29 protein-coding genes are annotated in these 24911 nt (G+C 71.6%); 10 read left to right on the top strand and 19 right to left on the bottom strand.

The window, feature by feature from the left end:
* Nucleotides 1-3: 3 nt before the first annotated feature.
* The 4 genes from ACIQUC_RS17175 to ACIQUC_RS17160 form a co-directional block, all read right to left on the bottom strand.
* The gene (locus tag ACIQUC_RS17175; RefSeq protein ID WP_402269268.1) at nt 4-999 is read right to left on the bottom strand and encodes a 1,4-dihydroxy-2-naphthoate polyprenyltransferase; all 996 of its coding nucleotides are present in this window, start codon (nt 997-999) and stop codon (nt 4-6) included.
* Between the two features lie 86 nt (nt 1000-1085).
* Nucleotides 1086-2222: an AMP-binding protein gene (locus tag ACIQUC_RS17170; RefSeq protein ID WP_402269266.1), complete on the bottom strand. Its 1137-nt coding sequence runs from the start codon at nt 2220-2222 to the stop codon at nt 1086-1088.
* Nucleotides 2222-3151 (bottom strand): 1,4-dihydroxy-2-naphthoyl-CoA synthase, encoded by a 930-nt coding sequence (locus ACIQUC_RS17165; protein ID WP_022907206.1) that lies wholly within the window; start codon nt 3149-3151, stop codon nt 2222-2224. Before ACIQUC_RS17165 ends, ACIQUC_RS17170 begins: the two co-directional genes overlap by 1 nt.
* Nucleotides 3152-3173: 22 nt before the next feature.
* A complete protein-coding gene (locus ACIQUC_RS17160; RefSeq protein WP_402269264.1) occupies nt 3174-3653 on the bottom strand; it encodes a hypothetical protein in 480 nt (159 codons plus the stop codon).
* Between the two features lie 134 nt (nt 3654-3787).
* Between ACIQUC_RS17160 and ACIQUC_RS17155 the strand changes: the two genes are divergently transcribed.
* Nucleotides 3788-4768, top strand: coding sequence for an o-succinylbenzoate synthase (locus ACIQUC_RS17155; protein ID WP_402269262.1), 981 nt, complete (start codon nt 3788-3790; stop codon nt 4766-4768).
* A gap of 81 nt (nt 4769-4849) precedes the next feature.
* Here ACIQUC_RS17155 and ccsB read toward each other — a convergent pair whose 3' ends face one another.
* The 6 genes from ccsB to ACIQUC_RS17125 all read right to left on the bottom strand — a co-directional run bounded on the left by ccsB (nt 4850) and on the right by ACIQUC_RS17125 (nt 11159).
* The gene (gene ccsB, locus ACIQUC_RS17150; protein ID WP_402269317.1) at nt 4850-5839 is read right to left on the bottom strand and encodes a c-type cytochrome biogenesis protein CcsB; all 990 of its coding nucleotides are present in this window, start codon (nt 5837-5839) and stop codon (nt 4850-4852) included.
* Between the two features lie 5 nt (nt 5840-5844).
* Nucleotides 5845-7509, bottom strand: a complete 1665-nt coding sequence (locus ACIQUC_RS17145) for a cytochrome c biogenesis protein ResB (RefSeq protein WP_402269315.1) — start codon at nt 7507-7509, stop codon at nt 5845-5847.
* Between the two features lie 79 nt (nt 7510-7588).
* Nucleotides 7589-8287 (bottom strand): cytochrome c biogenesis CcdA family protein, encoded by a 699-nt coding sequence (locus ACIQUC_RS17140; RefSeq protein WP_402269313.1) that lies wholly within the window; start codon nt 8285-8287, stop codon nt 7589-7591.
* Between the two features lie 45 nt (nt 8288-8332).
* Entirely contained in the window at nt 8333-8947 is a 615-nt protein-coding gene (locus ACIQUC_RS17135) for a TlpA family protein disulfide reductase (protein ID WP_402269260.1), read from the bottom strand.
* Nucleotides 8944-9600 (bottom strand): histidine phosphatase family protein, encoded by a 657-nt coding sequence (locus ACIQUC_RS17130; protein WP_022908133.1) that lies wholly within the window; start codon nt 9598-9600, stop codon nt 8944-8946. The genes ACIQUC_RS17135 and ACIQUC_RS17130 overlap by 4 nt, the downstream gene beginning before the upstream one ends.
* Before the next feature lie 68 nt (nt 9601-9668).
* Nucleotides 9669-11159: a SulP family inorganic anion transporter gene (locus ACIQUC_RS17125; protein WP_402269257.1), complete on the bottom strand. Its 1491-nt coding sequence runs from the start codon at nt 11157-11159 to the stop codon at nt 9669-9671.
* Nucleotides 11160-11212: 53 nt separating this feature from the next.
* Here ACIQUC_RS17125 and ACIQUC_RS17120 point away from each other — a divergent pair, with 53 nt between their 5' ends.
* Nucleotides 11213-11587 (top strand): MerR family transcriptional regulator, encoded by a 375-nt coding sequence (locus tag ACIQUC_RS17120; protein WP_031261914.1) that lies wholly within the window; start codon nt 11213-11215, stop codon nt 11585-11587.
* 151 nt (nt 11588-11738) lie between these two features.
* Here the strand turns inward: ACIQUC_RS17120 and ACIQUC_RS17115 are convergent, their stop codons facing one another.
* On the bottom strand, nt 11739-12119 hold the full coding sequence (locus tag ACIQUC_RS17115; protein WP_402269255.1) for a hypothetical protein: 381 nt from the start codon (nt 12117-12119) through the stop codon (nt 11739-11741).
* 173 nt (nt 12120-12292) lie between these two features.
* Between ACIQUC_RS17115 and aspS the strand changes: the two genes are divergently transcribed.
* Entirely contained in the window at nt 12293-13633 is a 1341-nt protein-coding gene (aspS, locus tag ACIQUC_RS17110) for an aspartate--tRNA(Asn) ligase (RefSeq protein WP_031261912.1), read from the top strand.
* Between the two features lie 120 nt (nt 13634-13753).
* On the opposite strand, the gene ACIQUC_RS17105 is transcribed toward aspS, so the two are convergent.
* From ACIQUC_RS17105 to ACIQUC_RS17085, 5 genes are all read right to left on the bottom strand, one after another.
* Nucleotides 13754-14047, bottom strand: a complete 294-nt coding sequence (locus ACIQUC_RS17105; RefSeq protein ID WP_022906573.1) for a Dabb family protein — start codon at nt 14045-14047, stop codon at nt 13754-13756.
* A complete protein-coding gene (locus tag ACIQUC_RS17100) occupies nt 14044-14298 on the bottom strand; it encodes a glutaredoxin family protein (protein WP_022906572.1) in 255 nt (84 codons plus the stop codon). The genes ACIQUC_RS17105 and ACIQUC_RS17100 overlap by 4 nt, the downstream gene beginning before the upstream one ends.
* Nucleotides 14299-14383: 85 nt before the next feature.
* Nucleotides 14384-14482, bottom strand: a complete 99-nt coding sequence (locus tag ACIQUC_RS17095; protein ID WP_003792170.1) for a 30S ribosomal protein bS22 — start codon at nt 14480-14482, stop codon at nt 14384-14386.
* 119 nt (nt 14483-14601) lie between these two features.
* The gene (locus tag ACIQUC_RS17090; protein ID WP_022902482.1) at nt 14602-14796 is read right to left on the bottom strand and encodes a helix-turn-helix domain-containing protein; all 195 of its coding nucleotides are present in this window, start codon (nt 14794-14796) and stop codon (nt 14602-14604) included.
* 131 nt (nt 14797-14927) lie between these two features.
* Complete coding sequence (locus ACIQUC_RS17085) at nt 14928-15443, bottom strand: helix-turn-helix transcriptional regulator (RefSeq protein ID WP_083857910.1); 516 nt, start codon at nt 15441-15443, stop codon at nt 14928-14930.
* Nucleotides 15444-15515: 72 nt separating this feature from the next.
* Here ACIQUC_RS17085 and ACIQUC_RS17080 point away from each other — a divergent pair, with 72 nt between their 5' ends.
* Together ACIQUC_RS17080 and ACIQUC_RS17075 are read left to right on the top strand one after the other, a co-directional pair.
* On the top strand, nt 15516-16949 hold the full coding sequence (locus ACIQUC_RS17080) for a potassium transporter TrkG (protein ID WP_022906570.1): 1434 nt from the start codon (nt 15516-15518) through the stop codon (nt 16947-16949).
* Nucleotides 16942-17634: a TrkA family potassium uptake protein gene (locus ACIQUC_RS17075; RefSeq protein WP_022906569.1), complete on the top strand. Its 693-nt coding sequence runs from the start codon at nt 16942-16944 to the stop codon at nt 17632-17634. The genes ACIQUC_RS17080 and ACIQUC_RS17075 overlap by 8 nt, the downstream gene beginning before the upstream one ends.
* Nucleotides 17635-17694: 60 nt before the next feature.
* Here ACIQUC_RS17075 and ACIQUC_RS17070 read toward each other — a convergent pair whose 3' ends face one another.
* On the bottom strand, nt 17695-18282 hold the full coding sequence (locus tag ACIQUC_RS17070) for a TetR/AcrR family transcriptional regulator (RefSeq protein WP_402269250.1): 588 nt from the start codon (nt 18280-18282) through the stop codon (nt 17695-17697).
* A gap of 51 nt (nt 18283-18333) precedes the next feature.
* On the opposite strand from ACIQUC_RS17070, the gene ACIQUC_RS17065 reads away from it, so the two are divergent.
* Entirely contained in the window at nt 18334-19833 is a 1500-nt protein-coding gene (locus ACIQUC_RS17065; RefSeq protein ID WP_402269248.1) for an MFS transporter, read from the top strand.
* A gap of 99 nt (nt 19834-19932) precedes the next feature.
* On the opposite strand, the gene proC is transcribed toward ACIQUC_RS17065, so the two are convergent.
* Nucleotides 19933-20763: a pyrroline-5-carboxylate reductase gene (proC, locus tag ACIQUC_RS17060; RefSeq protein ID WP_402269246.1), complete on the bottom strand. Its 831-nt coding sequence runs from the start codon at nt 20761-20763 to the stop codon at nt 19933-19935.
* 63 nt (nt 20764-20826) lie between these two features.
* Here proC and ACIQUC_RS17055 point away from each other — a divergent pair, with 63 nt between their 5' ends.
* Together ACIQUC_RS17055 and ACIQUC_RS17050 are read left to right on the top strand one after the other, a co-directional pair.
* Nucleotides 20827-21783 (top strand): cation diffusion facilitator family transporter, encoded by a 957-nt coding sequence (locus tag ACIQUC_RS17055; RefSeq protein ID WP_402269244.1) that lies wholly within the window; start codon nt 20827-20829, stop codon nt 21781-21783.
* A gap of 48 nt (nt 21784-21831) precedes the next feature.
* Nucleotides 21832-22209, top strand: coding sequence for a hypothetical protein (locus tag ACIQUC_RS17050; RefSeq protein ID WP_022906564.1), 378 nt, complete (start codon nt 21832-21834; stop codon nt 22207-22209).
* A gap of 52 nt (nt 22210-22261) precedes the next feature.
* Here the strand turns inward: ACIQUC_RS17050 and ACIQUC_RS17045 are convergent, their stop codons facing one another.
* Nucleotides 22262-22693, bottom strand: a complete 432-nt coding sequence (locus ACIQUC_RS17045; RefSeq protein WP_031261905.1) for a nucleoside deaminase — start codon at nt 22691-22693, stop codon at nt 22262-22264.
* Between the two features lie 77 nt (nt 22694-22770).
* Here ACIQUC_RS17045 and upp point away from each other — a divergent pair, with 77 nt between their 5' ends.
* On the top strand, nt 22771-23406 hold the full coding sequence (gene upp / locus ACIQUC_RS17040; protein ID WP_070418346.1) for a uracil phosphoribosyltransferase: 636 nt from the start codon (nt 22771-22773) through the stop codon (nt 23404-23406).
* A gap of 477 nt (nt 23407-23883) precedes the next feature.
* Nucleotides 23884-24654, top strand: a complete 771-nt coding sequence (locus tag ACIQUC_RS17035) for a winged helix-turn-helix domain-containing protein (protein ID WP_022906561.1) — start codon at nt 23884-23886, stop codon at nt 24652-24654.
* The last annotated feature ends 257 nt before the right edge of the window (nt 24655-24911 follow it).

Here is a 24911-nt window from a genome sequence, read left to right as displayed (position 1 = left end):
GGGCTACGGCTGCACGGCGAGCGTGATGCCGAGCACCACGCCGAACACGAGCGATGCGAACGACGAGAGCTGCAGTGCCGTGATGAGTTCCCGCGGCTTCCGCGACGACACCCCGATCGCGAGCGCCGGCAGGGCGAGCAGGAGCGAGAAGTACGTGAAGCCGGTGCGGAAGTAGAGCAGCACGAACCAGAGCAGCACCACGTAGGGCAGCATCAGGAACAGGCCGTAGAGCACGCGTGCGACGGGCCGCCCGACCACGACCGCGAGGGTGCGCTTGCCGGCGAGCTGGTCCTCGTCGATGTCGCGGATGTTGTTCACCATGAGCACCGCGCAGGCGAAGAACCCGGCGGCGATCGCTGCCGCCCAGCCGCTCGGGGTGACCTGGTCGATGAGCACGAACTGGGTGCCGAGCACGGCGACCAGGCCGAAGAAGACGAACACGAAGACCTCGCCGAGGGCGTTGTACCCGTAGGGCTTCTTGCCACCGGTGTAGAACCAGGCCGCGACGATGGCGGCGGCGCCGACGAGCAGGAGCCACCACAGCCCGGTGAGCAGCACGATGACGATCCCGGCGACGGCGGCGAGTCCGAAGAACGTCAGCGCGACGGTCAGCACGGTGCGGGGCTTCGCGAGCCCGGCACCAGTGAGTCGGGCCGGTCCGACGCGGAACTCGTCGGTGCCGCGCACCCCGTCGGAGTAGTCGTTGCTGTAGTTCACGCCGATCTGCAGGAAGAGGGCGACGAGCAGCGCGAGGATCGCGACCGGGAGGTGGTGGCCCTTGGCGATCCAGTCGCCGAAGTCACCCGCCTCGCCGCTGTCGACGAACCCGACGGTCGTGCCGAGCACCACGGGGACGACACCGAGCGTCAGGGTGCGCAGACGTGCCCCGCCGATCCAGTCGCGGGCGGTCGCCCGGCGCTTCGTGCGCTGGGGTGCCGCGGCCTTCGCCGGGTTGCCGGAGCGGTTCCTGGACCGGTTCGTGTTCTTCGTGCGTGCCACGACCGTCCATGGTATCGGCGTCGGCCGTGCGTCCGGCACGTCGGTCCAGGAGGAACGGATCGCGCTCGGCGGTCGACCCGCGTCGGTCAGTGGGTGGGGTCGGCGATCGCGCGGACGGCCCGTCGGTCCGGCTTGCCGGACGCGAGCATCGGCAGGCGCTCGACGACGATGACCTCGTCCGGTCGCGCCGCACGCCCGAGGGCGTCGCCGACGGCACGGCGGACGGCGTCGAGGTCGAGCGGCCGGTCGGTCACGACGACGGGCACCTCGCCCCACTCCCCCGAAACCCGACGGGTCACGACGGCCTGTTCCTGCCCGTCGAGGCCGCGCACGATCCGCTCGACGGCGCCGAGCGGGACCTTCTCGCCGCCCGAGATCACGACGTCGTCGAGCCGGCCGAGCACGCGGACGACGCCGTCGACGAGCTCGGCGGCGTCCCCCGTCCGGTACCAGCGGTGTCCGTCCCGCTCGGTGAAGGTCCGGGCGGTGCGCGCGTCGTCGCCCAGGTAGCCGTCGGCGAGCATCGGCCCGGACAGCAGCAGCTCGCCGTCGTCGAGGTCGGTGCGGACGGTGCCGAACGGGACGCCGTCGTAGACGCACCCGCCGCTCGTCTCGCTCGCGCCGTACGTCGTCACGATCGGGACGCCGGCGGACCGGGCACGGTCGCGGAGGGTCGGCGGTGTCGCCTGCCCGCCGACGAGGACGGCGTCGAAGCCGGCGAGGGCTCCGGTGGCCCGGTCGTCGTCGAGGATCCGGGCGAGCTGCACCGGGACGAGCGAGGTGTAGCGACGCGGGGCCGCGGGGCCGGTGGCGAGCCGGTCGGCGGCGTCCGCGAACGCCGCCGCCGTGAAGTGCCCGCCGGCGACGACGACGGGCGACGTCCCCGCGGTGATCGAGCGGGTCAGGACGTTGAGCCCCGCGATGTAGTGCACGGGCAGTGCGAGCACCCAGCCGCCCGGGCCGCCGAGCGCCGCGTCCGCGGCGGCCGCCCCGGCGAGGAGCGCCTCCGACGACAGCGCCACCCGCTTGCCGGTCCCGGTGGACCCGCTCGTCTCGACGACCAGCGCGACCCGCTGCGGGACGGTGGCCGGAGCCGGTGTCGGCAGCGCCGGGGCCCCGTCCGCGACCGGGAGCAGGGCGGGGCCGCCGGCGAGTGCCGCCTCCAGGCCGCGCAGCACGGCCGACGGGTCCGACGTGCCGGTCGCGACCAGCGGACGGGTCATCAGTAGTGCCAGGGGAACGCGGTCCACTCGGGGGCGCGCTTCTCGAGGAACGAGTCGCGGCCCTCGACGGCCTCGTCGGTGCCGTAGGCGAGGCGCGTGGCCTCGCCGGCGAAGACCTGCTGCCCGACCATGCCGTCGTCGACGGCGTTGAAGGCGTACTTCAGCATCCGGATCGCGGTCGGCGACTTGCCGAGGACGATCTCGCCCCAGCGGATCGCCTCGCGCTCGAGGTCCGCGTGCGGGACGACGGCGTTCACGGCACCCATCTCGTACGCACGCTGGGCCGAGTACTCCTGGGCGAGGAAGAAGACCTCACGCGCGAACTTCTGGCCGATCTGCTTGGCGTAGTAGGCGCTGCCGTACCCGCCGTCGAACGACCCGACGTCGGCGTCGGTCTGCTTGAACCGGCCGTGCTCCGCGCTCGCGATGGTCAGGTCGCAGATCGCGTGCAGCGAGTGGCCGCCGCCGGCCGCCCAGCCCGGGACGACGGCGATGACGACCTTGGGCATCATCCGGATGAGCCGCTGGACCTCGAGGATGTGCAGTCGTCCCATCGACGCCTCGGCCGCGGCCGGGTCGACACCCTCGGGCGGAGCGCCCTCGTCACCGACGTACTGGTAGCCGCTGCGCCCGCGGATCCGCTGGTCGCCGCCGGAGCAGAACGCCCAGCCGCCGTCCTTCGGGCTCGGGCCGTTGCCGGTGAGCAGGACGACGCCGACGCGGGGGTCCTGCCGGGCGTCGTCGAGCGCGCGGTACAGCTCGTCGACGGTGCGCGGGCGGAAGGCGTTCCGCACCTCGGGCCGGTCGAAGGCCACCCGGACGATCCCCTTCGAGACGTGCTTGTGGTACGTGATGTCGGTGAACCGCTCCGCGATCGGAGCCGCGGTCCAGACGTCGGGGTCGAACAGGTCGGAGACTTCGGCAGCCATGCCCCAACGCTACCGCCGCGGGCTACAGCCCCGTGCCGCTGGTGGCGGCCGAACCGCCCATGTCGGTGAGCAGCTCCGGCGCCACGATCACGACCAGCACGATGAGGATCACCGGGTTCGCGAAGAACGCGACGACGACCCCGACGGCGCCGTACCAGCGACCGAACGACCCGACCGCCGCCACGAAGCCGAGCACGGCCGCGATGAGCGTGAGGAACACCACGACGAAGCAGATGCCGAACGCGAAGTCGGTGTCGCCGCCCATGAAGACCGCGAACGCACTCGCGTCGACCGCGGCCGAGACGACCGCGAGTCCCAGGGCGATCTTGCCGATCACCGGGTTGCGGCGCTTCCGCGCTCCCTGGGCCTGCTGCCGGACGTCGACCGTGTTGCGCTGCATGAGCCGGGCGAACTCGCCGGTGTCACGACCGGGTGCGTCGGCCCGCGCCGCGGAGGGTGCTGCGGATCGCTGCGACACACGCTGCTGCGGTTCCCGCGCCACAGGCCCTCCCTCGTCCTCGGTGCTCGTCCTGGCTGCTGCCGACCGTGGCCGACCGATGCATGCTAGTGCGCGGTGCTGGCGGTCCCCTCCGAGGAACCGTGGGGTGCCCTGGGTGCTCCTGGGATGATGGCCAGGTGCTCCCCGACCTCGCCGACCTCCGATCCGACGCGCACGTGGTCGCCCTGCCGATGCGGGTGCGGTTCCGCGGCATCACGGTGCGCGAGGCACTGGTCCTGCGGGGCCCGGCGGGCTGGACCGAGTTCTCGCCGTTCGTCGAGTACGACGACACCGAGGCCGCGGCGTGGCTGCGGGCGGCCGTCGACTTCGGCTGGTCCGAGCACGACTCCGCCGCGGACAGCGTGCCGGTGAACGCGACGGTGCCGGCGGTCGCACCGGACGCCGTCGCGGACCTGCTCGCGCGGTACCCGGGCTGCAGGACCGCCAAGGTCAAGGTCGCCGAGCCCGGCACGACGATCGACGACGACGTGGCCCGGGTGGCCGAGGTCCGTCGGGTGATGGGTCCCTCCGCCGCGGTCCGGGTCGACGCGAACGGCCTCTGGAGCGTCGACCAGGCCGTCGAGGCCCTCGAACGCCTCGCACCCCTCGACCTGCAGTACGCCGAGCAGCCGTGCCGGACCGTGCCGGAGCTCGCCCGGCTCCGGGAGCGGATCGCGGGCCTCGGCGTGCCGATCGCCGCCGACGAGAGCGTCCGCCGCGCCTCCGACCCGCTCGCCGTCGCCCGTGCCGGTGCCGCCGACGTCCTCGTCGTGAAGGCGCAGCCCCTCGGCGGGATCACCGCTGCCCAGGCGGTCGTCGCCGACGCCGGACTGCCCTGCGTGGTGTCGAGTGCGCTCGACACGTCCGTCGGGCTCGGGATGGGCGCGTTCCTCGCGGCACGCGCGATGTCGCCCGGGTACGCCGCCGGGCTCGGCACCGCGGCCATGTTCGCATCGGACGTCACGACCACGCCGCTGCTGCCGGTCGGTGGTCGCGTGCCGGTGCGGCGGACGGACGTCTCGCCAGAGCTGCTCGACCGGAACGCCGCGTCGCCGGAACGGATCGACTGGTGGTTCCGACGGCTCGAGCGGGTGCACGCCGTGCTCGCCGCCGCGTGACCGGACGACGGACGGGAGGCGCGGTGCCAGCCGGCACCGCGCCTCCCGTCCGCACGTGGTCGCGTCAGCGACCGGTGGTGATCAGAGCCCCGAGTAGCTGTGCAGGCCCTTGAAGAAGACGTTGACGACGGAGAAGTTGAACATCACCGCGGCGAAGCCGATGAGGGCCAGCCACGACGAGCGCGCACCGCGCCAGCCGCGGGTCGCCCGCGCGTGGATGTACCCGGCGTAGACCACCCAGATGATGAAGGTCCAGACCTCCTTGGTGTCCCACCCCCAGTACCGTCCCCAGGCTCGCTCGGCCCAGATCGCACCGGCGATGAGCGTGAAGGTCCAGAGGACGAAGCCGACGAGCAGGACGCGGTAGGTGAGGACCTCGAGGCGGTCGGCGTCCGGCAGCGTCTCCATGAAGCGGAGCTTGCCCGAGGCGGTGCGGCCCTGCCGGTACGTCTGCACGAGCTGCGCCACGGCGAGGCCGGCACCGAGGGCGAAGAAGCCCGTGCCGGCGATGGCCACGAACACGTGGATGACGAGCCAGTACGACTGCAGCGCGGGCTGCAGCGGGACCACGGGCACCCAGTAGTTCACGGTCGCGATGCCGAGCAGGATGATCGTCAGGCCGGTGATGAAGACGCCGAGGAACTTCAGGTTCTGCCAGAACTGCACGAGCAGGAAGATCAGGACGATCAGCGCCGTGCCGGTCAGCGAGAACTCGAACATGTTGCCCCACGGCACACGGTCGGCCGCGATGCCGCGCAGGACGACCGAGGCGACGTGCAGCACCAGCGCGAGGATCGTCATCGCCATGCCGACGCGCTCGAACTTCGTGCCGCGACGACCGGACGGTGCATCGGTGGTCGCGATCTTCTCGAGGACGACGGTGCCGCCCTGGACGGTCGCGACGGTCCGCTCCGCCTGGACCGCGGGGGCGCTGCTCGACGCGTCGGACGCCGCCGCCACGTTGCCGGCCCGCTTGGCCATGTCGAGGGCGAACGCGATGAACGCGATGACGTAGACCGCCATCGCGGAGTACGTCAGCACGACCGAGTAGGTCGCGAGGTTCGTGGTCATGTCGTTCACTGGGGCATCCTAACTCCGAGGTCCGACGTGTGGCGCTGGGCGATGTCCGCCACGGCACGTTCGAGGTTCGGGTCCTCGCCGCGGGCGAGGCCCGCGTACTCGAGGTCGAAGCCCGGTTCGACGCCGTCGCCCGCGCGGCGCTCCACGACCTTGACCCAGACCCGGCGACGCGGGACGAACAGCGAGGTGAGCAGGCCGAGCACAGACAGGACCGCGAACCCGCCGACCCACAGCTGCGACGGGTCGTGGTGGACGTCGAGCGACACGTAGCGCTTGACGCCGTCGAACGTGATCGAGCCGGCACCGTCCGGCAGCGTCTTGGTCTGCCCGGGCTTGAGCTCGACGCTCGCGGTCGTGGACTGCCGACCCGCGATCTGCTGCAGGCCGCTGGTGTCGAGCGTGTAGACGCTCTGCGGGACGCCGTCGTTCAGCCCGAGGTCACCCGTGTAGACCTGCAGGGTCAGCAGCGGGTTCTGGTCGTCGGGGTACGCGCTGGCGTAGGCGCCCGTCGAGAGCTTCGAGGCCGTCGGGTAGAAGAAGCCGACCATGCCGAGCTGGTCCGGCTTCGAGTCGGGGACCTTGATGACGCCGGTCGAGGTGTAGTTCGCGTCCTCCGGCAGGAACGGCACGGTGTCCTTGAACGCCACGTTGCCGTCGCCGTCGCGCACCGTCACGTCCATCGCGTAGCCGTTGCCCAGCAGGTAGACGTTCGTGCCGCCGACGCTCACCGGGTCGTTGACGCCGAGGCGACTGGTCTTCTTCGCGCCGCCCTTCTGCTGGGTCGTCACGGTGGCGGAGTAGTCGAGCGCCTGCCCGAGGGCGTCGAGGTTCCGCTCCTCGTACTTCGTGACGAACTTGTCGAGCGTGAAGTTGTAGCCCTGCAGGTCGGTCTGCCGGAACCAGCGACCGGGGTTGAACGAGTCGTACGAGCCGAGCACGTTCGAGAACGTCTGCCCCTCGACCAGGAGGCGCTGACCGGTGTAGCCGAAGCCACCGCCGACGCCCACCGCGAGCAGCACGCCGACGAGCGCCGCGTGGAAGACCAGGTTGCCGGTCTCGCGCAGGTAGCCGCGCTCGGCGCTCACCGAGTCGCCGAACCGTTCGACGCGGTAGCCGGAGCGCTTGAGGATCGCCATCGCCCGGGTCACGGCGTGCTCCGGGGTGACACCGTCGCCGTCGACGGCGACCGAGCGGTAGCCGGCCAGACGGCTCAGGCGGACCGGGGTCTTCGGCGGGCGGGTGCGGAGCGCCTGCCAGTGGTGCTTCGTGCGCGGGACGATGCACCCGATCAGGGAGACGAAGAGCAGCAGGTAGATCGCCGAGAACCACACCGAGGTGTAGGTGTCGAAGACCTGCAGCTTGTCGAGCACCGGGAAGAGCTGCGGGTGGTCGGACTTGTACTGCACGACGCCGTTGGGGTCGGCGGTGCGCTGCGGGACGAGCGAGCCCGGGATGGCCGCGAGGGCGAGCAGCATGAGCAGGAACAGCGCCGTGCGCATGCTCGTGAGCTGTCGCCAGAAGAAGCGGAGGTACCCGAGCGGTCCGAGCTTCGGCTGGTTCACCCCGGCGTCGCCCGAGCCACCTGCGGCGGCCTCGGGGCCGGACCCGTCGACGTGGTCCGACGGTCGCTGGGGGTCCGCCGAGGTGTCGGTGGCGTCGATGTCGGGTTCGGGCCGCGAGGACGTTCCGGCGTCGATGTCGGGTTCCGGCCGCGACGACGCTCCGGTGTCGGGGGACGGTTCAGACTGCCGGGACAAAGGTCTGGATCACCGCCCCGACGCTCGACATGACGGCCGACCAGATGCCGGTGACCATGAGCAGACCGATGACGATCAGGATCGCTCCTCCGATGATGTTGACGATGCGCATGTGGCGCTTCACGACACGGATCGCGCCCGTGGCCCAGCCGGCGCCGAGCGCGACGAGGACGAACGGGATGCCGAGCCCGAGGCAGTACGCGACGCCGAGCCACATGCCCTGCCAGGCACTGCCCGACTGCACGCTGAGCAGGTTGATCGCGGCGAGGGTCGGGCCGAGGCACGGCGTCCAGCCGAGGCCGAAGACGATGCCGAGCAACGGCGCGCCGACGAGGCCGGTCGCGGGGGTCCAGCCGGGCTTGATCGTGCGCTGCAGGAACGTGAAGCGCCCGACGAACACGAGACCCATCGCGATCACGACGACGCCGAGGACCTGCGTGATGAGGTCACGCCACCGCACGAGCCAGAAGCCGAGCGCGCCGAAGACCGTCGTGTACGCCACGAAGACCGCGGTGAAGCCGAGGATGAACAGCAGCACCCCGAGCACGACACGACCCCGTCGCTGCCCGCCCTCGGCGACGCCGCCGACGTAGCCGAGGTACCCCGGCACGAGGGGCAGTACGCACGGGGACAGGAACGACACGAGGCCGGCGAGGGCCGCGACGGGGAGCGCCACGGCCATCTGCCCGCTGAGGATCGCGTCGGCGAAGGGGTTGCTGGACACGGGTCAGGAGGCCTTGCCCGACAACTCGTCGGAGACGAGCGTGTTGAGGATGCCCGGGCCGTCGACCGCACCGAGCACACGCGCGGCGACGCGGCCCTGCTTGTCGAGGACGATCGTCGCGGGGACCGCGTTCGGGGCGATCTGCCCGGAGAGCGCGAGCTGCATGGTGCCGGTCCGCTGGTCGAGCACGGTCGGGTAGTCGACCTTGAAGGTGCGCTCGAACGCCTCGGCGGTGCCCTGCTCGTCGCGCACGTTCACGCCGATGAACTGGACGTCCTTGCCCTGGAACTGGTCGTGGACCGTGTTGAGGTACTTGGCCTCGGCTCGGCACGGCGGGCAGCCGGCGTACCAGAAGTTCAGGACGACGACCTTGCCCGTGAGCTCCTTGGAGGACAGGGTCTGGCCGTCGATGTCCTTCGCGCGGAAGTCCACCGCGTCGGTGCGCTTGTCGGTGGCGACCTCGGTCACCGCGCCGTTGCCCGAGATGTAGTTCTGGGTCGTCCCGCTGCCGTACTGCTTCGACAGCGAGTCGTTGTCGGACGAGCACCCCGTGAGGACGAGGGCTGCCGCGACCGCCGTCCCCGCGAGGGCCGCGAGCCGCTTCCTGCTGCTGATCACACTGCTCCTTCGTCGATCGCGGTCGCGCGCAACGCCTGCGCCGGATCCGCGTACCCGACCTCGGTGAACCGACCGGACGAGGTGGCGGGCACACGCTCGACGGTGGTGATGCTCGAGAGGTCGCAGCGTCGCTTCCTCGGGTCGTGCCAGAGCTGCTCGCCGGCGAGGCGCCGGTGCACCATCCAGATCGGCAGCTGGTGGCTGACGAGGACGACGTCGCCCTCGTCGACGCTCTCCCACGCCGTCGCGATCGCGGCGACCATGCGGTTCGCGATGGACTCGTACGCCTCGCCCCAGCTCGGCCGGAACGGGTTCGCGATCCACGGCCACTCGGCCGGACGCGCCAACGAGCGCTTCGTGAAGCCCGGGGGCTGACCCTCGTACCGGTTCGTCGGCTCGATGAGCCGCTCGTCGAGGGCGACGTCGAGCCCGTAGGCCTCGGCCCAGGGCGCCGCGGACTCCTGCGTGCGCTGCAGGGGCGACGCGACGATGCGGCGGACGTCGACACCGGCGTCCTTCCACGCGATCGCGGAGGCGCTGGCCATCTGCTTGCCGAGGTCGCTCAGTCCGAAACCGGGGAGTCGCCCGTAGAGCACACGGTCCGGGTTGTGCACCTCGCCGTGACGGACGAGGTGGATTCGGGTCGCGGGCATGGGTTCCAGTGTAGGTCGCCCAGCCGTTCCCACCGGCCGCACAGGGGATTCACCGGATGCGGAACCACTCAGCCCAGTTCGCCGGACAGCCGCCCGTGGATCGCCGTGGACCCGGTGTTGAGGTGCACCACCTCGACGCTCGACCCGTGCTTGGCGAAGCGCTGCTCGACCCCGTCGAGGGCCGCCACCGTGCTGGCGTCGAAGACATGCGCGTCGGACATGTCGATGACCACGTGCTCCGGGTCCTCGGCGTAGGAGAACCGGGTGACGAGGTCGTTCGAGGACGCGAAGAACAGCGCTCCACGGACCCGGTACCGGACCGTGTGCTCGTCGACGACCTCGCGCGCGACGCTCACGACGTGTGCTGCCCGCCGGGCGAAGACGAGCGCCGCGACGACCACCCCGACGAGCACGCCGGTCGCGAGGTTGTCGGTCACGACGACGACCACGACCGTGATGACCATCACCGCGGTCTCGCCGAGCGGCATCCGGCGGAGGGTGCGGGGCCGGATGCTGTGCCAGTCGAACGTCGCGACGCAGACCATGATCATCACCGCGGTGAGCGCGGCCATCGGGATCTCGGCCACGACGTCGTGCAGGACGATCGTCAGCACGAGCACCGACGCTCCGGCGGCGAAGGTCGAGATGCGCGTCCTGGCCCCCGCCGTCTTCACGTTGATGACGGTCTGGCCGATCATCGCGCACCCGCCGGTCCCGCCGAAGAAGGCGGAGGCGACGTTCGCGATGCCCTGCCCCCAGGACTCCCGCCACTTGCTCGACCCGGTCTCGGTGATCGAGTCGACGAGCTGGGCGGTGAGCAGCGTCTCGATCAGGCCCACGATCGCCACCCCGAACGCGTACGGCGCGATGATCTGCAGCGTCTCCAGCGAGAACGGCGTGGTGATCCCGTTGAACCCCGGCAGCGCCGTCGGCAGCGCGCCCTCGTCGCCGACCGTCGGCACGGCGACGCCGAACAGGATGGTGATCGCGGTGATCACGACCACCGCGACGAGCGGCGCGGGGACCGCCTTCGTGAGGAACGGGAACCCGATGATGACGGCGACGCCGAGGGCCGTCAGCGCCCAGACGACCGGCGGCACCTCGGGGCCGAACAGGTTCGGGAGCTGGGCGGTGAAGATGAGGATGGCCAGGGCGTTCACGAACGCGACGTTGACGCTCCGCGGGATGAACCGCATCAGCCGCGCGACGCCGAGGAAGCCGAGCACGATCTGGACGAGGCCGCCGAGGACGATCGTCGGGACGAGGTAGGCGATCCCGTGGTCACGCACGAGCGGCGCGATCACGAGGGCGACCGACCCCGCCGCGGCGGAGACCATCGCCGGACGACCGCCCACGATCGAGATCACGACGGCGATGACGACGCTGGAGAACAGCCCCACCGCCGGGTCGACGCCGGCGACGACCGAGAACGAGATCGCCTCGGGGATGAGGGCGAGCGCGGTGACGACCCCGGCGAGGACCTCGCGCGTGAGGAGACGGGGCGAGCGCAGGGCGCTGAGGACGCTGGGCGCGGAGGGAGCGTGGGTGATCACGGACATCGCTCAGAACCCTACCCTCGCGTGAGGGTAGGGTCGTCGCCGTGAGCAGCACCATGCACATCGGGGAACTGGCCGAACGCGCCGGGATGTCCCTCCGCACGATCCGGCACTACGACGAGGTCGGCCTGCTCGTGCCGAGCGGTCGGACGACCGGCGGGTTCCGTGTCTACACGGACGAGGACCTGGAGCGGCTGCTCGTGATCCGGCGGATGAAGCCGCTGGGCTTCACCCTGGACGAGATGGCCGAGCTGCTCCGGGTCGTCGAGGGACTCGCCGAGCAGGACCCGGAGCACGCACCAGCGCTCGCGGCGCGGCTCGACGAGTTCCTGGCCGATGCACGAGCGCGGCACGCGAAGCTCGTCGAGCGTGCGGGCATGGCCGAGGAGTTCATCGGCACGCTCGGCACCCTGCGCGCCTCACTCCCGTGACAGCTCCCCCGCCTCGATGAGCCGCCTGCGCTCGCGACGCGCAGCACGGGGCTCCTCGATGAAACGGATCACGTCGTCGTGCATCTCGATGAGCCGACGAGCCTTCCACGGACGAAACCGGTACCGCTGGCGGACCTCCTGTCGCCACTCCTCACGCCGCCGTTCGATGAGCACCTCGACCGGGTCGCGCGCCGTCATCGTCTTCTCCTCCCGTGATGCGTTCGAGCACGATCGTGCCGAACGCGGCGTCGTGATCGCGAAGGATCTGCATGTTGGACATCGCTCTGGCGCTCGCGAGCCCGACCTCGCTCCGACCCACGTCCCCGTCGCACGCCTGGTCGACCGTCCACACGAACCGCGACCACGCTCGATCCCGCTCCTCACGCGCGACGTCCGGCCGCCACCGCAACACCGCCCACAGGCCGCCGACCAACCCTGCGATCGCGGTCAGCGCGACGGCCGGCGCCGCCGCGACCATCGTCGCCACCGCCGCAGGCGGCCACGCCGCGAGCCCCTCGACCCCTGCGGCCATGCGGGGCCTCCCTCCAGCTCGCGACCCGGCCACGTCGAGAACGCTACGGAACGCCAGGGGCGAACCGCGCCTCCGGGCCCGCCCTGTGGACGCCGCCGGAGGGAAGCCGACCTGTGGAGGGACGACCGCACCCGACGACGGCGCCCGAGGCGCACCCGGTAGACTCGACCACCGTGATCGAACGCACCCGCATCGCCGACCTCGCCGCACGCCCCGACGGCCCCGTGTCCGTCGCCGGATGGGTGGAGACCGTCCGAGACCAGAAGAAGGTGCAGTTCGTCGTCCTCCGTGACGAGTCCGGCGCCGCACAGCTCGTCAACCCCGCCACGCGCGAAGCGGTCGACGGCGACGACGCCTCCGCCGCCGCGCTGGCGACGACCGAGGCCATCTCCGGCCTCGCCCACGGCACCTTCGTGCACGTGCAGGGCACCCTGAAGCACGACGAGCGCGTCAAGCTCGGCGGGCTCGAGGTCAAGGTCGGCGAGCTGACCGTCGTCAGCGCCGCCATCCCCGAGACCCCCATCGCGGACGACTCCTCGCTGGACAAGCGGCTCGACTGGCGCTTCCTCGACCTGCGCAACCGCAAGCAGAACCTCATCTTCCGCATCCAGACGACGATGGAGCACGCGTTCCGCACGTACTGGGTGGAGCGCGACTACATCGAGATCCACACCCCGAAGCTGATGGCCTCGGCGTCGGAGTCCCGTGCCGAGCTCTTTCAGCTCGAGTACTTCGAGACGACCGCGTACCTCGCGCAGTCGCCGCAGAACTTCAAGCAGATGGCGCAGCCGGCCGGCTTCGGCGCGGTGTTCGAGATCGCGGACGCGTTCCGCGCGGACCCGTCGTTCACGAGCCGCCACGCGACCGAGTTCACGAGCGTCGACGCCGAGATCTCCTGGGTCGAGTCGCACGAGGACGTCATGGCGATGCACGAGGAGCTCCTCGTCGCCGGCTTCACCGCCGTCAAGGAGAAGTACGGCGCGGAGATCGAGGAGGTCTTCGGCTTCGAGTTCGTCGTGCCGACCGCCCCGTTCCCCCGCGTGACCCTGGCCGAGGCCCGGAAGATCGTGGCCGACAGCGGCTACGAGGTCGTCCGTGCCGACGGTGACCTCGACCCCGAGGGCGAGCGTCGCGTGAGCGCCTGGGCGAAGGAGACGCACGGCTCCGAGTTCGTCTTCGTCACCGACTACGACGCCTCGATCCGGCCGTACTACCACATGCGTCACGCCGACGACCCGACGCTCACGAACAGCTACGACCTGCTGTTCAACGGTGCCGAGATCTCGACGGGTGCGCAGCGCGAGCACCGCGTGGACACCCTCGAGGCGCAGGCCGTCGAGAAGGGCCTCGACCCCGAGGAGCTCGGCTGGTACCTCGACTTCTTCCGCTACGGCGTGCCGCCGCACGGCGGATTCGGCATGGGCCTGGCGCGCGTGCTCATGCTCGCGCTGCACGAGCCGTCCATCCGCGAGGTCACGTACCTGTTCCGCGGCCCGACGCGCCTCACGCCGTAGGCCCCCGCACTTCGTGTGCAGAAATGGTCGCTTCCCGAGTCGGGAGGCGACCTTTTCTGCTCACGAAGCGAGCGCGGCGCGCGGCGCGCGCGGCGTACGGCGCGGGCCCGGAGGCGCGGCTCAGCTCTGCCAGTCGATGGCCGCCCGCCCCGAGACGAGGCCGCGGATCTCCGCTGCCGCGGCCTGGTGGTCGGGGTGCACCTGGTAGTCGTCGAGCCCGGCGAGGTCGTCGAAGGTGGCCACGACGGCGAGGTCGCTGTTCTTCTCGGGGTAGGCGACGTTCTCGACGACCTCGAGCGACCGGATCGACGGCACGGTGTCGACGAGGGCCGTGAGGAGTTCGCGGACGCGGGCGATCGAGGCGTCGCGGTCGACGTCCTCGCGCAGGGTCCAGGAGACGACGTGGTGGATCATGCGCGGGCCTCGGCCTTCTCGAGGGCACGGTGGAGCCGGTCGGCGTCGACGTGCCAGTTGCTGTGGACACGCCCGTCGACCAGGACGACGGGGATGTCCTCTGCGTACTCCTCGCGGAGGGCGTCGTCGTCGAGGATGGAGCGCTCCTGCAGGGTCGTCCCGGGGTGTTCCGCCACGACGCGTTCGACGACCGGCCGGGCGTCGTCGCAGAGGTGGCAGCCAGGCTTCGTCAACAGGGTCACGGCGGGCATGGGACCACCCTAACCGTCCTCGCCGCACCGCCCCCGGACACACGAAAGCCCCGGCGAACCGGGGCTTCGGGTGCAAGTACTGGACTTACTTCTTGTTGCGACGCTGGTGGCGCGTCTTGCGAAGCAGCTTGCGGTGCTTCTTCTTCGCCATGCGCTTGCGGCGCTTCTTGATGACAGAACCCATAACGGACCTCACTCGGACTGATGTTGTGTGGACACCGGGCCAACGAGACCGCGGAAAAACAACCCCGCCGAGTCTAGCGGAGCGCTGACGCGATGTCGAACGGCGCGGTTCGGACCCGCCTAGCCGACGTCGGCGATGCCGCCGCGCAGGACGTCCGCCACGGCGGACTCCGGGACGCGGAAGGACCGGCCGAAGCGGATGGCGGGGAGTTCTCCCGCGTGGACCATGCGGTAGACGGTCATCTTGGAGACGCGCATCATCTCGGCGACCTCAGCGACGGTGAGGAAGCGCACGTCGTCGAAACTGCCGGTCATGGTCCGCCTTCGGGATGTTCGGTGTGACCTGTGTGGTCACTGGCAACTGTAGGGGCCGGTGCGACCCGGTGTCCAGGGAGGACACAGGCCCGGTCACCCCTCCGGACCCGGTCGCCGTCGCCCCGCCGGACTCAGTCCTCGTCGCCCCGCCGGGTGAACCGCTTGCGGCTCCGGTCGACGACCCGTTCCCACCCCTGCTGCGCACCGGACAGGGCCGCCGTCGCGCGGTACGACGCCTCGGCCATCACCCGGCCGAGCTCGGTGCCGACCTCGACGGTGGCCTTGCCCGCCGCGCCCGAGCGCCGGACCGAGACCGGCTGCCCGTCGAGCGTCCAGGCCGTGGTGGCCGGGGTGCCGTCGGCGTCCACCGCGCCGGTGAACGGCAGGACCCACTCCTCGATGCCGACGAGCGGTTCCGGGTCGAGCCGGTAGTAGCGGTGCTGCCCCTCTTCGCGGCTGGTGACGAGACCGATGTCGCGGAGCACGCGGAGGTGCTTCGACACGGTCGGCTGGCTGACGCCCAGGCGTTCGACGAGCTGGCCGACGCTGAGTTCGCCGCCGGTGACGTCGGAACCGTACGCGGACAGGAGCGTCCCGAGCAGCTCACGCCTGGTGGGGTCCGCCACGACGCTGAAGATGTCGGCCATGCAGCAAGGCTAGCCGGGGCGTCACGGATGTACCATGACGAACCGTCCTGCCCATGTCCACGGAGGCATACGATGCTCGACCGACACGAGCCGCCGTCCCGCTCGGCGGACACGATGCGTCGACGGCCCTCCCGGCTGGGCACCGCCCTGCGCTCGTCGCCGTCCCGCCTGGCGATCGTGGTGTTCGTGGCGCTGATCTTCGTGTTCACGAGCCTGTTCATGACCCCGTGGGCCGCGGCGGACGGACGGTCGACGCACTTCGCGGACGCGCTGTTCACGGCCGCCTCGGTGGTCTGCGTGACCGGGCTCGCGACGGTGGACATGGCGACGCACTGGTCGGTGTTCGGCAAGACCCTCGTGGTCATCGGCACGCAGATCGGTGCGGTGGGCGTCCTGACGTTCGCCTCGATCCTCGGGCTCTTCGTCACGCGGAAGCTCGGCCTCCGCGCGAAGCTCATGGCCGCCGGCGACTCGAACCCGCTCCGGACCCACCACGGCGCCGTCCCCGAGGGGCAGGCGGTCCGCCTCGGCGAGGTGGGTACCCTGCTCGCGACCGTCGCGGTGAGCACGCTCTCGATCGAGATCGTCCTCGGGCTGCTCCTGCTGCCGTCCGTGCTCATCGCCGGCATGCCGTTCTGGACGGCGGTCGGCGACTCGTTCTACTACGCGGCGATGGCGTTCACGAACACCGGGTTCTCGCCGAACGCGAGCGGGCTCGAGCCGTTCGCGCACGACTACTGGTTCCTCTCCCTGCTGATGGTGGGTGTCGTCGCCGGCTCGATCGGCTTCCCGGTGATCCGCGCCCTCACGAAGCAGCTCCGCACGCCCCGCCGGTGGCCGATCCACGTCAAGCTCACGCTGGCGACGAGCGCGGTCCTGCTGCTCGGCGGCGCGGCCGTGTACATCGCGCTCGAGGCGTCCAACCCGACGACCTTCGGCCGCGAAGGAGCCGGGCGCACGGCGTTCCAGGCCCTCTTCCTGTCGACCATGACCCGCTCCGGCGGCTTCTCGCTCGTCGACTTCGACCAGCTGAACGGCTCGAGCCTGCTCGTCACGGACATGCTCATGTTCATCGGCGGCGGGTCGGCCTCGACCGCGGGCGGCATCAAGGTCACGACGCTCGCGGTGCTCTTCCTGGCGGCCGTCGCCGAGGCGCGCGGACGGCAGAGCATGGAGGCGTTCGGCCGCCGCATCCCGAGCGACGTACTGCGTGTGGCCGTCGCCGTCGTCCTCTGGGGCGCCACGATCGTCGCCGTCGCCACGATCGTGCTCCTGCAGATCACCCACGAGTCCCTCGACCGCGTCCTCTTCGAGGTGATCTCGGCGTTCGCCACGTGTGGGTTGTCCTCCGGGGTGTCCGCGTCCCTGCCGGAGTCCGGCAAGTACGTGCTCGCGGCGACGATGTTCCTCGGTCGTGTCGGTACAGTGACCATCGCCGCTGCACTGGCCGCCAGCCAGAGCCGGCAACTGTTCCGTCGCCCCGAGGAGAGGCCGATCGTTGGCTGACCGCAACCGCCCGCACCCGCTCGGCGCCGTGAGCCACGACGCCCCCGTGCTCGTCATCGGCCTCGGCCGGTTCGGTGCCGCCACCGCCGGACAGCTCGAGCGCCAGGACCGCGAGGTCCTGGTCGTCGACACCGACGCCGGACTCGTCCAGAAGTGGTCGGACCGGGTCACGCACGCGGTGCAGGCGGACGCGACCGACATCGACGCGCTGCGGCAGATCGGTGCGCAGGACTTCCCGATCGCGGTCGTCGGCACCGGCAGCGACCTCGAGTCGAGCGTCCTGATCACCGCGAACCTCGTCGACCTCGGCATCCCGCAGATCTGGGCGAAGGCGATCAGCCGTTCGCACGGCACGATCCTGTCCCGGATCGGCGCCAACCACGTCGTCTACCCGGAGCGCGAGGCGGGTGAGCGCACGGCGCACCTGGTGTCCGGCCGGATGCTCGACTTCATCGAGTTCGACGACGACTTCGCCGTCGTCAAGATGTTCCCGCCCGCGTCGGTGCGCGGCAAGGACCTCGCCACCACCGTCATCCGCACACGCTTCGGTCTGACCGTGCTCGGCATCAAGACCCCGGGCGAGGCGTTCGTGCCGGCGACCCCGGAGAGCGTGATCGGGGAGAACGACGTCATCATCGTCTCCGGGACGGAGCGCGCGCTCGAGCGCTTCGCCGCCCTGGAGTGACCCCCTGACGGCCGGGAGGCGCGGTGCGGCCCCGCACCGCGCCTCCCGGCCGTCGACCGGTCACGTCGCGGACGGGACCCCGTCCCGGAGGGCGCGGAAGAGCCGTGCCAGACCGGCACGGTGGGCCGCGACGACGGTGTCGTCGTCCTCGCCGTGGAGAACGGCCTCGGCCGTCCGGACGAAGACGGTGGCGTAGCCGGCGACGAAGAGCGCCGCGAGGAGCCGGTCACCGACGGCCTCCCCGAGCGCGCGCTGCCCGTCGGCCACGAGTTCGAGCGCCCGCGACCGCAGTGCCGGCGAGTCCGCGACGGTCCGGAAGAACCGTCTGGCGCCGGGAGCGAGTCCCGAGACGGGCGCGCGCTCGTCCGCCACGCGGACGGTCAGCGCCTCGAGCGTGTCGAGCACGTCGTCGTGTGCGACGCCCTCGACCGCGGCGACGAACAGCGCGATCGTCTCGGCGGAGCGGTCGAGGAAGAGGTCCTCCTTGCGCGGGAAGTGCTTGAACACCGTGACGCTCGACACCCCGGCGGCCGTCGCGACCTGGGCGACGGTGACGCCGTCGAACCCGTGCTCGGCGAACATGCCGGACGCGGTCTCGGCGATCCGGGCCCGGGTCTCCGGTCCCCCGCGGGGCGCGCTCCTGGGCATGCGGACTCCTTGCTTGTTGACTGACTGAGTTGAGTGAATTAACTTAGACGCATGAACGCCGGTCGCCTCCACTCTCCCCGATCCCTGCGCGGATCGCGTGTCGCCCTCGCCGGGCTCGCCGCGGTCTTCCTGTTCGAGATGCTCGACAACTCCGTCCTGAACGTCGCCCTCCCCACGATCTCTCGCGAGCTGCACACCGGGGCGACGGGACTGCAGTGGGTCACGTCGGCGTACTCGCTCGTCTTCGGTGGTCTGATGCTCGCCGCCGGTGCCGTCGCCGACCGGTACGGCCGGCGGCGGGTGATGCTCTCCGGGCTCGTGCTCCTCGGCCTCGCGAGCCTCGCGACCGCGTTCGTGACGACCGTCGGCGGGCTCGTCGCCGTCCGGGTCGCGACCGGGATCGCGGCCGCGATGACGACCCCCGGCTCGATGGCCCTCGCGTTCCGGCTCTTCGACGACGACGAGCGGCGGGTCCGCGCGATCACGGTCATCTCCACCGTGGGGCTCGTCGGGCTCGCCGTCGGCCCCACGGTCGGTGGGCTCGTCCTCGCCGTCTGGCCGTGGCAGGTGCTCCTGCTCGTCAACGTGCCGATCGCGGCGCTGGCCTTCATCGGGATCCGGCTCGGCGTCGCCGCGGACGACCCGGGCGGGCTGCACCGGGCCCCGGTCGACTGGACGTCCGCGGTCCTCGGGACGGCGACGATCGTCCTCGCCCTCGTCGCGCCGACGCGCTTCGTCGACGGCGGTCCCTCCGACTGGACGGCATGGGCGGCCACGGTCGGCGCACTCGGCTGCGGTGCCTGGTTCGGGGCCCGGCAGCGCCGCGTGGCGCACCCGCTGCTCGACCTCGCGCTCGTCGCCCGGCCGCTGGTGTCGAGTGGCCTCGCGTACAAGGCCGCCACGGGCATCGCGGTCGCCGGGCTCGGGTACCTGGTGACCCTGCACCTCCAGCTGGCGTGGGGGTGGCCGCCGGCCCTCGCCGCGCTCGGCATGCTGCCGCAGGTCGCCGTGCTCGTGGCCGGCAGCGCGTTCGTCGGGCCGTTCGTCCGTCGGGTCGGCCTCGGGCACGCCGCCTGGTCGAGCGCGGCCGCGGTGGTCGTGGGACTCGCGGTGTACACGCTGCTCGGGCCGCTCGGCTACGGGTGGATCGCCCTCGCACTCGTGCTCGTCGCCGCGGGCATGCGGGTCGTCGGGGTCGTCGCCGGCACGAACGTCCTCGGCGGTCTACCCGGGGACCGCACGACCATCGGCGCGGCCCTGGTGGACACGTCGTCCGAGGTCGCCTCCGCCGTCGGTGTGGCGATCGCCGGGACGGTGCTCGGCGCGGTGTTCACCGGGTCGCTCACCGCGACGCCGTGGAGCAACGCGCAGAGCGCCGCGTTCGATGACGCGGTGACGATCGGCGGGTCGGTCCTGACCGTGCTCGCGGGCGGCCTCGTCGCCTGGGCGATGGTCCGGGCCCGGCGCGCGCTGCCGACCGTGCCGTCCCCGGCTGCCGAGGTCGTGGTTCCGGAGCACCGGGCGTCGGACCACCAGCCCGCGGGTCGCTGACCCTCGGACCGGCAGCCCGCGGGCCGACGTCCCGTCGGTCGCCGGCCCGTCGGACGCTGGCTGTCGGTCGGCAGCTGTCGGTCGGCGGCCCGTCGACCGCTAGCCCTCGGAGAGTTCCTCGGCGCGGGCGATCGCGGCGCGCGACGCCCGCTCGAACGTCCCGGCGAGGTCGGCCTCCTGCAGCACCGCGACGGCGCGTTCGGTGGTGCCCTTCGGGCTCGTGACGGCCTTCCGTAGCGCGGTCGGCTCCTTGCCGGACGCGGCGAGGAGTTCCACCGCCCCACGCAGCGTGCCCTGGACCATCGCCTCGGCCTGCTCGGCCGTGAACCCGAGGGACTCGGCGGCCTGCTGCCACTGCTCGACGAGGAGGAAGACGTAGGCGGGACCCGACCCGGACACGGCGGAGAGGGCGTCGAGCTGCGACTCCGGCACCTCGATCACCACGCCGGAGACGTCGAACACCGACGAGGCGAGCGCGACGGCCTCGGCGTCGGCGGACGGGCCGGCGCTGATCCCGGTCACCCCGCGGCCGACGCCGATCGGGGTGTTCGGGAGCGCCCGGACCACGCGGACCCCGGCCGGCACCCGCGCCTCCATGCTGGCGGTCGTGGTCCCGACGGCGACGCTCACGACGACCGTCCCTGGTGCGAGGTCGGCCGACACCTCGTCGAGCAGTTCCCCGATCGCGTAGGGCTTCACCCCGAGCACGACGAGCGACGCGCCACGGACCGCGGCACGGTTCGCGTCGGGGTCGGTGTCGGTCGCGGTCGCGTCGAGGCCACGCTCCCGGTGCGCCGCGGCCGAGGACTCCGACTTCGTGGTCAGGGTCACGGTGGCGGGGTCCAGACCGGCAGCGAGCAGCCCGTCGAGGACCGCGCCGGACATGGAGCCGACGCCGAGCAGAGCGGTGCGGGGCAGTTCGATCGTCATGCCCCAGACCCTACCGAGCGCCCTCGCCTAGGATCGTCTTCCAGGTCGGGAGAAGGGACAGCTGTGAGCGCTTCAGGAGGCACGAAGGCGATCCTCGCCGCGCTCGGCGCGAACGTCGGCATCGCGATCGTGAAGTTCGTCGCCGCGGCGATCAGCGGATCGGCGTCGATGCTCGCCGAGGGCGTCCACTCGCTCGCCGACTCCGCGAACCAGCTCCTCCTGCTCCTGGGCGGCCGTCGCGCCCGCCGTGCCGCCGACGAAGAGCACCCGTTCGGCTACGGACGCGAGCGGTACGTCTACGCCTTCGTCGTCTCGATCATCCTGTTCTCGGTCGGCGGCGTGTTCTCGCTCTACGAGGGCATCGAGAAGGCCACGCATCCGCACCCGCTCGAGAACTGGTGGCTGCCGGTGGTGGTGCTCGTCATCGCGATCGGGCTCGAGGGCTTCTCCCTCCGCACCGCGCTCCGGGAAGCCCGACCGCAGAAGGGCCGGCAGAGCTGGGTGCAGTTCGTCCGACGTGCCAAGGCACCGGAGCTCCCCGTCGTCATGCTCGAGGACACCGCGGCCCTGCTCGGCCTCGTCTTCGCACTGTTCGGCGTCGGCCTCACCGCCATCACCGGCAACGGGCTGTTCGACGCGATCGGCACGATGCTCATCGCCGCGCTGCTCATCGCCGTCGCGGTCGTGCTCGGCATCGAGACGAAGAGCCTGCTCGTCGGCGAGGGCGCCACCGCCGCCGACGTCGAACGCATCAAGCACGCGGTGCTCGACGGTCCCGAGGTCGACTCGATCATCCACATCAAGACCCTGTACCTCGGCCCTGACGAGCTCATGGTCGGCGTCAAGGTCGCGGTCGACGGCGACCGACGACTGGGCGACGTGGCGGCCGGCATCGACACGGTCGAGCACCGGGTGCGGCAGGCCGTGCCGATCGCCCGGGTGATCTACGTCGAGCCCGACGTCCTCCGGACCGGACCCCGACCGCCCACCGAGGCGATCGTCATCCGCGCCGCGGACTAAGGGGAACCTTGCTGGCGGGCACCGGGACCGGTCATCCACGATGGTGACATGTCGGCGCTCTTCAACATCCTGCTCATCCTGCACTTCCTCGGCCTCGCGGCCGTCATCGGGGCGTTCCTCGTGCAGGTGCGGCGCAAGGGCGGCTTCCAGACCGTCTGGCCGATCACCGGGCTCGTCGTGCAGCTCGTCACCGGCCTCGGGATGATGGGGATCATCGACGCCACCCAGGACGGCGGCGCGAACCACGCCAAGCTCGGCGTGAAGCTCGTCATCGCCGCCGTCGCCCTGGTGCTCGCGTTCGTCGCCCGTGCCCGCCAGAAGCGGGCGGACGCCGGCGCGGCGAAGGCGAAGGCCGCGCTGCCGTTCTTCCACTCCGCCGGCGCGCTCGCGATCGTCAACGTGCTGATCGCGGTGCTCTGGAGCTGAGTCGCCGCCGGGCTGCGCCCCGGCTCCTCGGGCCCGCGGTCCCTCTGCCCGGTCAGCGGCGCGCCGCGAAGAACGCGTCGAGCAGCGCGGCGCACTCCCCCTCGAGCACGCCGCCGATGACCTCGGACCGGTGCGGGAGCCGGCGGTCCCTCGCGATGTCGTAGACGCTCCCGCTCGCGCCGGCCTTCGGGTCCCACGCGCCGAACACGATCCGCGGCACCCGGGACGCCATCACCGCGCCGGCGCACATCGGGCACGGCTCGAGCGTCACCACCAGGGTGTGCTCCTCCAGGTGCCAGTCGCCGACCGCCGCCGCGGCTGCCCGCAGGGCGAGGACCTCGGCGTGCGCCGTCGGGTCCTGCCGCGCCTCGCGCTCGTTCCGCCCGACGGCGACCACCGTGCCGTCACGGTCGAGCACGACGGCGCCGACGGGGACGTCCCCGGTCGCGAGGCAGGCGCGCGCCTCGTCGAGCGCACGCTCCATCGCCGGGACGAACGGGCGGGCGGCGGGTGCTTCCACAGGGACCTCCTGGCGGTCGGCAGCACGGTAGGCTCGACCCTATGCGAGTCCACGTCGCCGACCACCCGCTCATCACCCACAAGCTCTCGGTGCTCCGCGACCGGACCACTCCCTCCCCCACGTTCCGCGCCCTCACCGAGGAGCTCGTCACGCTCCTCGCGTACGAGGCGACGCGCAACGTCCGGGTCACCGCGACCCCGATCGACACCCCGGTGGCGCACACCATGGGCGTCTCCATCGCGAAGCCCCGCCCGCTCGTCGTGCCGATCCTGCGTGCCGGACTCGGCATGCTCGAGGGCATGGTCAAGCTCGTCCCGACGGCCGAGGTCGGCTTCCTCGGCATGGCGCGCAACGAGGAGACCCTCGAGCCGCAGACCTACGCCGAGCGCCTGCCCGACGACCTGTCCGGCCGGCAGTGCTTCGTGCTCGACCCGATGCTCGCGACCGGCGGCACCCTCGCGGCCGCGATCGACTTCCTGTTCGACCGCGGCGCCGAAGAGGTCACGTGCGTCTGCATCCTCGGCGCCCCCGAGGGGCTCGCCGCGGTCGAGGCCGCCGTCGGCGACCGCAACGTCTCGATCGTGCTCGGCGCGCTCGACGAGAAGCTCGACGAGAACGGCTACATCGTGCCGGGCCTCGGTGACGCGGGCGACCGCCTCTACGGTCTCGCCGAGTAGACGCGACCACCACCGGACAGGAGGCGCGGTGCCGGCTGGCACCGCGCCTCCTGTCCGTCTTCCCCGTGCGTTCGCAGAACGCACCGTCCGCGCGGACGGTTGACACGACGTTGGTATCCCACCGATACTCGTCCCATGACTGCAACCGTGTCCACCCGCGTCCTCTCCGAGGCACTGGGGACCGCCGGCATGATGATGCCGGCCATGGCCGTCATGCGTTGTCGAATGTGTGCCTGATCGGCACCCGTTCCAGCCGGATCCCCCGCGACACCACCCCCGTCGCGCGAGCGTGATCCCAGGGTGACGACCACGTCGACGACACGCACCACGTCACGAGGTCCGTCCCCGTACCCCCGGGTCGGCCCCGGTCCGCAGCAGGACCGCAGGGCACCACGGCACTCGCCGTACCCGGACCGACGCATTCGACACGGCCGCGGCACACCTCGACACCGCAGCCACATCGCCCGGAGAACCGCCATGTCGCTCACCATCGCCCAGCCCCGCACCACCCTCCGCACCGCAGCCCCCGCGCCGACCGACCTCGGTACCGTCACCCCGATCCGTCCGCGTCGCCAGCCCGCCGCCCCGCCCGTCGCCGCCGGCGTGCCGACGAGCCCGGTCGTCGCCCCGCAGCGCAACCGCGCCCTGCCCGAGGGAACCGAGGCCCGTGGCTTCGCCCTGTACGTGGGCATCGACGAGGCGAAGGCCGCCGCGGCCGGCACGACGCTCGCCGCGGTCGTCGAGCAGCTCAAGGCCCTCACCGCGCAGCTCGTGCCGACGTCAGAGACCTACGCCGCCGTGGCCGTCGCCGCCGAGGGCTCCGGCGGCCGTGACGTCGACGTCGTCCGGCTCGCCCTGCAGGACCGCTCCGCCGTGGCCGCCCGCAAGCAGGCGGAGAAGCCCGAGCCCGAGGAGACCGGCGTCGTCATCGACATCTCCCGCAAGCGCGTCACCCTCGACGGCGAGGCCGCGCCCCTGACCTACAAGGAGTTCGAGCTCCTGCAGTTCCTCGTGCTGCGCGAGGGCCAGACGGTGGACCGCTCGGCGATCATCGACGGGCTCTGGTCCGACGGCGAGGACGAGACCCCGAACGAGCGGACGATCGACGTGCACGTCCGACGGCTCCGGTCGAAGCTCGGCGCCTTCGAGGAGATCGTCCGCACCGTGCGCGGGGTGGGCTACCGCTTCGACCGGCACGCGGACGTCGCGGTGCGCTACGCCTCGACGCCGTCGCCCGACCTCTTCTGATCCTGATCGCTGCTTCTTGGTGAACTCGCAGCGAACGACCGCCGCGTCCGCTAGCGCGCCGTTACCCGTTCGTTATACAGTCATCCCTGCAGGCAGTGTTTGCTGTGGCACCGCCTGTGGAATGTGATTGCAGGACACTCTTGGTGCAAGGGAGAGGGCCGTCCGCCGGGAAACCGGTGGGCGGCCCTCGTGCGTTGCCGGAACTGCGCCGTCCTGCAAGGGAGAGGGCCGTCCGCCGGGCAACCGGTGGGCGGCCC

The sequence above is a fragment of the Curtobacterium sp. NPDC098951 genome, from assembly GCF_044759965.1.
Taxonomy (GTDB): Bacteria; Actinomycetota; Actinomycetes; order Actinomycetales; family Microbacteriaceae; genus Curtobacterium.
This window is presented reverse-complemented; position numbering and strand designations above follow the sequence as displayed.

Excerpts from the sequence above, each read along its gene's own strand:
- ACIQUC_RS17140 (WP_402269313.1), bottom strand. The coding sequence starts at position 8,287 with ATGGCCGTGGCGCTCCCCGTCGCGGCCCTCGCCGGCCTCGTGTCGTTC.
- ACIQUC_RS17125 (WP_402269257.1), bottom strand. The coding sequence starts at position 11,159 with ATGTCCGTGATCACCCACGCTCCCTCCGCGCCCAGCGTCCTCAGCGCC.
- ACIQUC_RS17035 (WP_022906561.1), top strand. The coding sequence starts at position 23,884 with ATGTCGCTCACCATCGCCCAGCCCCGCACCACCCTCCGCACCGCAGCC.
- upp (WP_070418346.1), top strand. The coding sequence starts at position 22,771 with ATGCGAGTCCACGTCGCCGACCACCCGCTCATCACCCACAAGCTCTCG.
- ACIQUC_RS17105 (WP_022906573.1), bottom strand. The coding sequence starts at position 14,047 with ATGATCCACCACGTCGTCTCCTGGACCCTGCGCGAGGACGTCGACCGC.
- ACIQUC_RS17170 (WP_402269266.1), bottom strand. The coding sequence starts at position 2,222 with ATGACCCGTCCGCTGGTCGCGACCGGCACGTCGGACCCGTCGGCCGTG.
- ACIQUC_RS17130 (WP_022908133.1), bottom strand. The coding sequence starts at position 9,600 with ATGCCCGCGACCCGAATCCACCTCGTCCGTCACGGCGAGGTGCACAAC.
- ACIQUC_RS17100 (WP_022906572.1), bottom strand. The coding sequence starts at position 14,298 with ATGCCCGCCGTGACCCTGTTGACGAAGCCTGGCTGCCACCTCTGCGAC.
- ACIQUC_RS17070 (WP_402269250.1), bottom strand. The coding sequence starts at position 18,282 with ATGCCCAGGAGCGCGCCCCGCGGGGGACCGGAGACCCGGGCCCGGATC.
- ACIQUC_RS17120 (WP_031261914.1), top strand. The coding sequence starts at position 11,213 with ATGCACATCGGGGAACTGGCCGAACGCGCCGGGATGTCCCTCCGCACG.
- proC (WP_402269246.1), bottom strand. The coding sequence starts at position 20,763 with ATGACGATCGAACTGCCCCGCACCGCTCTGCTCGGCGTCGGCTCCATG.
- ACIQUC_RS17045 (WP_031261905.1), bottom strand. The coding sequence starts at position 22,693 with ATGGAGCGTGCGCTCGACGAGGCGCGCGCCTGCCTCGCGACCGGGGAC.
- ACIQUC_RS17095 (WP_003792170.1), bottom strand. The coding sequence starts at position 14,482 with ATGGGTTCTGTCATCAAGAAGCGCCGCAAGCGCATGGCGAAGAAGAAG.
- ACIQUC_RS17090 (WP_022902482.1), bottom strand. The coding sequence starts at position 14,796 with ATGACCGGCAGTTTCGACGACGTGCGCTTCCTCACCGTCGCTGAGGTC.
- ACIQUC_RS17165 (WP_022907206.1), bottom strand. The coding sequence starts at position 3,151 with ATGGCTGCCGAAGTCTCCGACCTGTTCGACCCCGACGTCTGGACCGCG.
- ACIQUC_RS17050 (WP_022906564.1), top strand. The coding sequence starts at position 21,832 with ATGTCGGCGCTCTTCAACATCCTGCTCATCCTGCACTTCCTCGGCCTC.
- ACIQUC_RS17085 (WP_083857910.1), bottom strand. The coding sequence starts at position 15,443 with ATGGCCGACATCTTCAGCGTCGTGGCGGACCCCACCAGGCGTGAGCTG.
- ACIQUC_RS17065 (WP_402269248.1), top strand. The coding sequence starts at position 18,334 with ATGAACGCCGGTCGCCTCCACTCTCCCCGATCCCTGCGCGGATCGCGT.
- ACIQUC_RS17115 (WP_402269255.1), bottom strand. The coding sequence starts at position 12,119 with ATGGCCGCAGGGGTCGAGGGGCTCGCGGCGTGGCCGCCTGCGGCGGTG.
- ACIQUC_RS17080 (WP_022906570.1), top strand. The coding sequence starts at position 15,516 with ATGCTCGACCGACACGAGCCGCCGTCCCGCTCGGCGGACACGATGCGT.
- ccsB (WP_402269317.1), bottom strand. The coding sequence starts at position 5,839 with ATGACCACGAACCTCGCGACCTACTCGGTCGTGCTGACGTACTCCGCG.